Origin of the sequence: Turicibacter sp. GALT-G1 (assembly GCF_025594995.1) — a bacterium.
Classification (GTDB): domain Bacteria; phylum Bacillota_I; class Bacilli_A; order MOL361; family Turicibacteraceae; genus Turicibacter; species Turicibacter bilis.
The window spans coordinates 1-8,923 of sequence record NZ_JAMQUS010000038.1 but is presented as its reverse complement, the minus strand read 5'-3'; the positions used below and the strand labels follow the sequence as shown (position 1 = coordinate 8,923).

The window sequence follows — 8,923 nt, the reverse complement described above, 5'->3', positions numbered from 1 at the left end:
GTAGTTTTGCACATTAATAGAATGTTATTATTTATGGTTTCTTTATAGTGCATATATTATTTTTAAATAATAAAACAGTTATTTGACACGATTTTATTCGTAAAAAATAACTGTTTTAATTTTTTGTTTAATATAGATTTTTCTAAAGAAGTATCAACAAGATTATCTAACACAGCTTAAATAAAAAAGAGCTAAGCTCTTTTTTATTTATTTACTTATAAGAAGGCTACTGATGATATAAAGTACAGCAATATGTAGTGGATAGAAAATATAGAAAAACCACTTTAATCCACGTCCTTTTTTATCATTATACATCAGTATAAATATTAGAGAAAATATCATCATCCATTGTGGGTTCCCAAATAATATATCTGTTGTTACATCGAATATTGGGTCAACTCCTAAAACTACCTTGCAGAATGATATAAATACTGTTTGTAGATTACTATATTGTGGACTTTGACCTAAAAAGCTAACTATTCTCGGAATAAGTGCTGAATTGAAAAGAATAAGATACGAAAGCGTCAAGATGATAAATGAAATTGATAACTTTACTTTACTATTTTTAAAGATATAAAAGAATAAGCCAACTAAAGCTAACAAAATTCCACCATCTAAATTAGCAAAATTAACCAGAATTGTAATTAATAGATAAGCAATACTATCACTTATAATTGCTACATTCGCCAAAGAGGAAATAACTCCAAATGATACTAATTGCCACAAAATAAATCCAAATAAATATAAATAAGCTTTTTTATTTTTATTTCTAAATTTATCGAAAATAAAAATAAGACAGATTGTTAAGAGAATCGTTCGTATAAAATTCATTCTTAAATAATCTATTCCTAAAAAGTAATTCATTACCTCTACGACTACACTTAAAGAGTATATTCTAAGAAAAAATCTTTTTCTATTTGACGTATAAATATATCCTAATACACAACAAAACAAAAAGATAGGTGCTGATACTCTCCCTATCCAATGAAAAACATGGGGTATACCAGGAAAGAAATAAAAAATATGGTCAATTAACATTGCAATCGTAGCAATGACTTTTAAAGTAGTATTAGACATGCCAATCCCCCCCTAAACATTACAAAACCCATTATATACCAAAAAACAGGATATAACAACAGAGATCATTATTGTTAGACATTTTTTTGATACCTTAATTTATTAGTATTAACAAATTTACAATCATTTATAAATGTATATAAGAATAATTAGAAGTTTAGGATTATAATTTTGAAAGTTTTCCTAACAATATTGCATTGTCTCGTTTAAGTTTTTTATTTTCTTCTTCTAACGATTGAAGTCTCCTCTTTAATGATTCAATCACCTTATCCTTGGATGACTCGCTAAAACTCTGTTTTGGAAGTATAGCGGTTATCCTTTTATTTTGCTCTTTAATCGCCTCATTAATAGGTGCTACTAATTCATTAGGATAGCTATATAAAAAAGTTTTGCTGACACCTGCTTGACGACAGATTTCAGCTTTTGAAATAGGATGACTAATAGGGTCATCCAATAATTGAAGTCTTCTAAGTACTGAGAGTACCTCCTGTTTTTTTGATTCACTTTCTTGCTTTTTATATCTGACTATTTCAGATGTATTTGGATGCTTATTAGCCATTTAAAATGCTCCTTTTAATGAAAATGTTTAGAGGCTTCAAATACCTCTCCACGATTGATAATCTCTAAAGCAATAGTTAATAACTTCATGAAAACCATGTACCCTAATTGTCACTAGGTATAAAAAAGATTCTCCCGCTACTGTGAATGACCTTCATTAAATACATCTACCTAAAACGTTTGGGATTGGTACTGCCCGCGCTACGCCAGTAGCCAAGGCAAGTAACAAGACCATGAGGTTTAGGGGTAGAATTGAAGAAGAATTGTTTATTATAGCGGGAGAGTTCATGCTTACTTCTATTGCCTTTTAAATCTATATCAAAACATGATGGATACCAACACCGCATTTATGCCGTGTTGGTTTTCTTATTACTTGTGATTAATCATTATCCTTGAAGATATGATTATTTTGTTATGAACAGTGAAACTTTTATTAATAACTATTGAGGATCATGAACCGCTAATCGTTGCAAAGCAACAGTTAGCCGCTTCATGAAATCCAGGTACTAAGATTACCACTAGGTATAGAAATGATTTTCCCGCTACTATGGGTAATCTGTATTAAATATGAAAACTAAACATCAAGCCCTAACACTCCCAACATCAGTATGATATGGGCAAATAAGGGGATTGATGCTTAGTGATTGTCTGGTTATAAATCCCCCTACAATAAGAAAAGGCTAATGATGCTTGTGCATGATTAGCCTATCCATTTACTTGTTGTTATTAAGGAGCCTTGAAGTTTAATCACGCATGGTAGCGGGATGCCTATGATTATTTTTATCTTCTTTTATATCCCTATTATTATAAAAGCATTGATACCAAAACCATATGATTTCATATCGTTTTGGTTTTCTTATTGTTCTTGCTACATTGACTTCTTCCTTAATCAGAAGATACTGTTTATTTACGAACTTTGTATTTATACTTCTTTTGATAAAGATAAAAGCCCCAATAGTTGCATTGCAACCGTTGAGGCTTTTATTAATTTCTTGGTACTAAGCTTTAGTCTTTATCCACAACGAAAAATCTCCCGCTACGATGAATGACCTTTATTAAATACAGTACTAAACATCAAGCCCCACGCCCCTACTATACGCCAGTATGTAGGGAAATAAGTGGGTTGATGGTTAGTGTGAGTCATAGTGCTAGTGCTAAAAATCTAATAAGAAAAGGCGAATGCACCTATCCTTTTTCTTACTGTTATTCGTGAGCATTGAATTTTCATCATACCTAGTAGCGGGAGGAGATTGATTATTTAAACTTATCTTTTATAACCTATTCAAAAATATAAGGATACCCAAACCACATCTCTTGCTGTCGTTTGGGTTTTCTTATTGCCTATCTACCTAGACATTCCCTTGTATGAGAAGATTGATTTACTTTATACTAGATAGCTTTTAAATAAAATAAGATTTAAATGAAAGCCCCCAATCGTTATTGATAACCGTTGGGGGCTTTCATTCCTTGATACCTAGTCTAATTCTTTATCAAAAAATGACTCTCCCGCTACTTAGAATTATCTTAGTTAAATATAAATACCTAACTATCAAGCATCCCACCCTCACCATACACCAGTATGTGAGACACAGGGAGGATTGATAGTTAGTGATGATAAATCTCCTAGTGTTAAACATCAAATCAGAAAAGGTGAATGACGTGCAAGCGTGATTCGCCTATCCTTTTTCTATTGTTATTAGTGGACATTGAAGTTTTAATGCGACATGGTAGCGGGAGGCCTATGGTTAGTCAAACTGCATTTTTAATTCATTCTTAAAGAATCGTGGATACCCACACCGCGATTCTGCCGTGTGGGTTTTCTTATCTCCTAACTACATAGATATTCTCTTGTATCAGAAGATTGACTTTATGGATAATAATCCCTTTTAAATAAAAAATATTAGATCATTATTCCATCCCCAATCGTTGCCTGGCAACCGTTTGGGATGGAATGCTTTATCTCTTCTAAGATTATATCTGGGTATGATAGTCCTGCTACTATGAATCATCTCCGTTCATCATCAAAAACTAAACATCAATCGCCCACGCCAAACCATCTCACAGATGGTAGCGACCAGGGCAAGATTGAATGTTTAGTGATGACTTTGTTTTAGAATGAAAAATACCATAAGAAAGGGCTAATGACGTCATAACGTGATTAGCCTATCCATGCTTTATTGTGTTTATTGGGGAAGATGTAGTTAGTAGTTTTCATAGTAGCGGGATAAGGGGGATTTTTTCAATCACCTTTTATATTTTTATTACTATAAAGATAAGGATACCAAAACCACATTCCTGTCGTTTTGATTTTCTTATTTGTCTTGCAATATCAGTATTATCTTTAATCAGAAGATAGTGTTTAGTAAAGGTATTAAATCATAGTTATCTTTATAAGAAAATACCCCAATAGTTGACTTATCATCAACCGTTGGGGTATTTCAATTTCTATGAACGAGAACTTCTTCTAGGTATTGAAAAAAGAATGTCCCGCTACTATGAATCAATCTCCATTAAATAAACAAAAGACTACTGTTATTCAGTAGCCTTTTGTTCTAATTCCATTTGTTTTAACATTTCTATCACTACACGTTCCTGATGTTCAAATTCTTTTGCTGAGTCAAGATCACCTTGCTCAATGCAATGCTGTTTGCTACACTGACACTCTAATAAATATCTTTCAATATATTTCTTTGCATCAACAAATCCTAATACATCCATCTATCAATCACCCCCTACAATGTTATTATACAAAAATGCTACTCATTATTCATTAGTAGTGTCTGATGTTTTTTAATAGCGTGTAGCATTCCAATATTCTATTAACACATTAACTACTTTCCGTTTTCTTATTTCTTACCCTGCTTTAACTTATTATTTGGGCAGAAATGTAATTTGATAATTTCTCGTAGCAAGATAGTTCATGATAATTAAGTTTTTAACACTTAAAGAGAACATTGAAGTTCATTTCAATAATAGATAATATATCTTTTAAGTATTCTTCATCAGACGTTGTATACGGACTTTGGACCTCGGTAAATGTTTGGGCTATTCAACGCTTCTTTTTGGTCTGTACGGACTTTGTTTTAGGTTGCGTGGAAAACTCCCCGAGTTTTCAATGAGGTTTACTCTTCTAATCATGTACAATACACATACACGCCGAATTAATGGTGAGTCGATGCTTTTGCTGTGCCTAGTTTCTCATCTTTTGCCTTCACATTTTTCTCATGAGTCCACCAGCTCATTATTTAGAGAAATGTCTAATTTTTTAATTCATTAATAATATCAAAAAAGGAGAACCTTTCGTTCTCCCTCGTTATTTTCTTTTCACGTATTTTGAGTTTAGGCTGATATATCCGACACCGGATTTGAGTTTACCTAAGCCATTTTCTTCTTGAATGATCGTGTAGACTTCTCCCCGCTTAACAGTTCCCACAATTTTAGAATTAAAGTCGGCTTTTTGTCTAATGTTCAGTTCATCACAGATGATTTCAACTAAGAAACTTTGAGTCGTTGCAACAACGGTATTAGCACTCACCTTTTCCACGTCATCGATCCAAACCCATGAAATAATATCCGATAACAACAGTTTATCTCCCGCTACCTTTGTGACTTCATAAATCGAGCCTTTCACAAACCATGCCAGTTCTTGTCCTGTTGCATACTGTGTGGCTGATTCCTTCACTCGAACCTTCTCACCGACTATAAAGCCTGATGAGGATACTACGGGGATATCATTTAAATAACTTTTAATCATTTGAATGAAGCCATTCCATCCTTTATCTAAAGTTCGATGGGGGCAATATTTATTGCTAAAATCTTGATGTTTCTTTACTTTCTCAATGCCCCAACCTCGCTCTCTTAAAAGAGTGGCGATAAAGTGTGCGGCATTTTTTTCAGCCTGATCAAAGCGTGTTCCCCCTGATTTAGAATAACAAATCTCAACTTGAATTCCTTTGCGATTCCCTTTTCCATTCGCTCCATCGCCACATGCCCAAGCATTTCGATCAATTGGTAATCCTTGCACGACTTCTTGATCATCAACGGCATAATGAAAAGAGACTTGATTTTTATTACCAATCATATAGGCAACCTCATTCTCTGCGGTTGCATCATTAGCGGTATTATGAACGACGATAAATTCAGCAGTCATGGAATATGGACATTTGATTGAATAGATATCTTGTGCAACTAAGTTTTGTTTAATAGTATACATTTTTATTCTTCCCCCTCTAATGTAACTTTTAAGCGTTCTACAGATTTCATGATAAAGTTTGGTAATGGCACCCCAACTTCGCCTAAATTTTCAAATAAGCTCACGAGTTCAAAAAGTCCAAAAAAGCCTAACATCACATGGCTAAGTCCTATGTTAGACTGTTGAAGGTTTAAGACTTCTAGTACCTCATTTGGAATAAGCGAAACAAAGTTTAATTCAATGAGAGAATCCATCACAATAAAAACTAATAATGCCAGTAAAACACCCGCTTTTCTAATCAATCCATTAGTCCCAACTGTTGAATTTATTCCACGCTTTTGAGCGACGGCTTTAAATATCCCACTGAGAATATCGCATATCATCAAAAAAGCAACCAATGTCATTCCCCCAACTGGCACCACAATTTCATGTGAAAAGACCTCTATCATTTTGGTTGCTATCACGTTTCACACCCCCTTTCAGATTAAAAATTAGCCTTCATCATTTACTTAGTTTGGCTCGACTGACTGGACTAAGCCCCAACTGAATACATCCCTGCCAAAAAATCTTCTGATAGTCTTTTTCGATGTTAGCCGCAGGATTTTTAACGAGCTTTTCCCCTTGCTGAATCAATAGCCCCTCTTGATCGAGCGATTCCCTTGCTTGACGCATTCGATAGATCGCATAGGCAGTCATTTCAATTAAATCAATGTCCAAATTACTTAACACATCTGCCCCCTCTAAATGCCAGGCCTTTCCCTAGCAATGGAGGATACATTTTCTTCGAAAATGCCAGGTGACCCATCGCCTCATACCATCTTTTGACTTCATCAGGCAATCCCTCTCTTGCACTGTAAGCCAAGTCACAATTTCCTCTTAATCTGTTTTCCATTTTCATTTCCCCTTTCATTTATTGCTATTAAAAAAGCCATTCAGTTGAACGGCTTAGAAGAAAATATAAGAGACTTTCTTGAATTTTAAAAAATAGTGATGAGTAAATGGAGGAGATTCTTGTAATATTTCGTAATCATTACAATAATAAGTATACTTCCATTTACGTTTTCATCCCAGTAAGGTTCAATTGCATACACTTTCACTACCTGCTTAAAATAATATATAAAAACTTTATTTGACTGATTACATCAGTTTCAGTTTTGGGATGCAAAAAATAAAATTACATCAATTTTTACAAACAAAAAAGCAGTCATTTTTACAATGGCTGCTTTTATTGTAATATCAATGCTTTTTAGTATTTATAATCAAAAAAATCATCATTTTTTCAGAGATTTTTACACCTATAAAATTTGTGGTAATAATTTTATTACCGCTATTTTTATGTCTGTAAAAAGTGCTGTAAAAGTTCTTGTAATTTAGGATGAAAAACTGTTAGTAAAATTGATTGTAAAAATAATTGTAATTTTCAATACGAAAAATAATGATTTCGGGAGATAGTTCCCTATCTATTGGGAAAACTAATTTTATAAAAGTAGTTGTTATTTTTCCCCATTTTTGTCATTTATTTTTGACAACTACTATTTTACTATATTATCCTTAATTTGTAAATTATTGCTTATAATTTCCTTTTAAAGGAAAAAGAGAGTTCTAAAGGATTTAATCGTTCAAACCTAAACAAAAAGAAACGGTTAAAGAGAAATATAAAACCTTGCAGCAAACTCACCTCGTTTCCAAATTATATAGTAAAGGTTTTGTTTTAGAAAATTATTGATAAATTTATACACTGTGTTTTATATAAATATTGATAATTAAATTTAATAAAAAAGAGTCTTTCAATAAAATGAAAAACTCTTTTTATTTTCCTAAAGAATTACGTTTGAGATAAGGCTTATCCCTCAGTTGCTTAAAAAGAAATATTTCAGCAAAAAATAAAAAATGAAAATAGTAGGAAAAAAATCTAAAATCAAATTCCTTTGCATGCGAGGAAGTAAAGCCATTATAAAAATAAAAGATAGTAAAAATCAAAATTAAAGCAATAGAGAACTTTTTATTTTTAAATAAATTTGTTGAGCAACTAATTCCTATTAAAAACAAAAATACGCCGTAAAAAAAATTATAAAAAGGATTCTCAATGTCAATTAGAATAATAGGACATTCAAAAATAATCAAAAGCAAAAAAAGTATTAACAGTGGAATAACAAAAAATAGTATATTCATTAACCAAAATCTACGAGGTAGTGAAGTCTTATTATTTAAAGATTTAAAAAAGATATAACTTAACCACGGAGAAATTATAAACAAGTCAAAGCAAAATAAATAACCAAGAAAGATTAATAATAGTAGAAAGACAAGCAATGATATTTCTCCTGGAAATAATGTTTCGATTATGACTGAAGATATGTGGTGTACAACTGAAGATGAGAATATTGAATTAAAAATAAAGATAAATGTTGGTATAGATGCTAATAACGGTAAAATTAAAGGTGATTTTTTATTAGAAATAGATTTTAATATCATATATTTCCTCCTACCAAAATTCGATTTCCGAGGAATATTATACATTTATTTACCATAAAATTACAACAAAAACTCTTAGTAACTCGTTAAGCTAAACAAATATAGGTTTTCTTGAGAGAATTTCTTCAATCAGAGTACCTGCATATGTTGCTTGTGATTGAACGTAGGATGTTTGAATTTTGAAGAGCTCTTTTCATCTTTAAAAATTTTACTCTATTTGAACCATTTCAAATAACTATTTAAATGTTTAGTTGGTACACCCCTAAATTTTTGTGAAAAACTTTTAACAGATTGCGAAGATACAAAAAAATGCAGGAAATTCATACCTGCATTTTTTATTTCAAAGATATTAATAATTTAGTTTAAAAATAAATCGTTAATTATTTGAATTTATTTCAACAATTTTAAAAGCAATTTTAACTGTTAAAACTTATGTAATTTAGTTTTTTGCATCCCAAAACTGAAACTGATGTGACTGATTAATTGGTTATTTTATTTGCTTGGCCGTTGGGTTTTTTATTTATTATTTATTTAGAGTGTTGTCTAATTTTTTAATTTTCTTATTCTATTGAGCTTAAGAAACCACCTCAGTAACGATAAGATCTGAGGCTAGCAAACTAAACA

6 protein-coding genes and 1 pseudogene are annotated in these 8,923 nt (G+C 31.7%); all 7 read right to left on the bottom strand.

Features of this window, described 5'->3' with window-relative positions; all coding sequences use genetic code 11:
• Positions 1-207: 207 nt before the first annotated feature.
• The 7 genes and pseudogenes from NEH74_RS07260 to NEH74_RS07230 all read right to left on the bottom strand — a co-directional run bounded on the left by NEH74_RS07260 (position 208) and on the right by NEH74_RS07230 (position 8,299).
• The gene (locus NEH74_RS07260) at positions 208-1,077 is read right to left on the bottom strand and encodes a TraX family protein (protein ID WP_055305646.1); all 870 of its coding nucleotides are present in this window, start codon (positions 1,075-1,077) and stop codon (positions 208-210) included.
• Between the two features lie 163 nt (positions 1,078-1,240).
• A complete protein-coding gene (locus NEH74_RS07255) occupies positions 1,241-1,636 on the bottom strand; it encodes a DUF6262 family protein (RefSeq protein ID WP_055305645.1) in 396 nt (131 codons plus the stop codon).
• 2,531 nt (positions 1,637-4,167) lie between these two features.
• Complete coding sequence (locus tag NEH74_RS07250; RefSeq protein ID WP_055305644.1) at positions 4,168-4,353, bottom strand: hypothetical protein; 186 nt, start codon at positions 4,351-4,353, stop codon at positions 4,168-4,170.
• 595 nt (positions 4,354-4,948) lie between these two features.
• Positions 4,949-5,848, bottom strand: coding sequence for an N-acetylmuramoyl-L-alanine amidase (locus NEH74_RS13625; protein WP_055305643.1), 900 nt, complete (start codon positions 5,846-5,848; stop codon positions 4,949-4,951).
• Between the two features lie 2 nt (positions 5,849-5,850).
• Complete coding sequence (locus NEH74_RS07240; protein ID WP_055305642.1) at positions 5,851-6,291, bottom strand: phage holin family protein; 441 nt, start codon at positions 6,289-6,291, stop codon at positions 5,851-5,853.
• Positions 6,292-6,328: 37 nt separating this feature from the next.
• A pseudogene (locus NEH74_RS07235) lies at positions 6,329-6,562 on the bottom strand (phage terminase small subunit P27 family); the annotation flags it as partial.
• Between the two features lie 1,074 nt (positions 6,563-7,636).
• Positions 7,637-8,299, bottom strand: a complete 663-nt coding sequence (locus NEH74_RS07230) for a hypothetical protein (protein WP_147614370.1) — start codon at positions 8,297-8,299, stop codon at positions 7,637-7,639.
• Positions 8,300-8,923 lie beyond the last annotated feature (624 nt).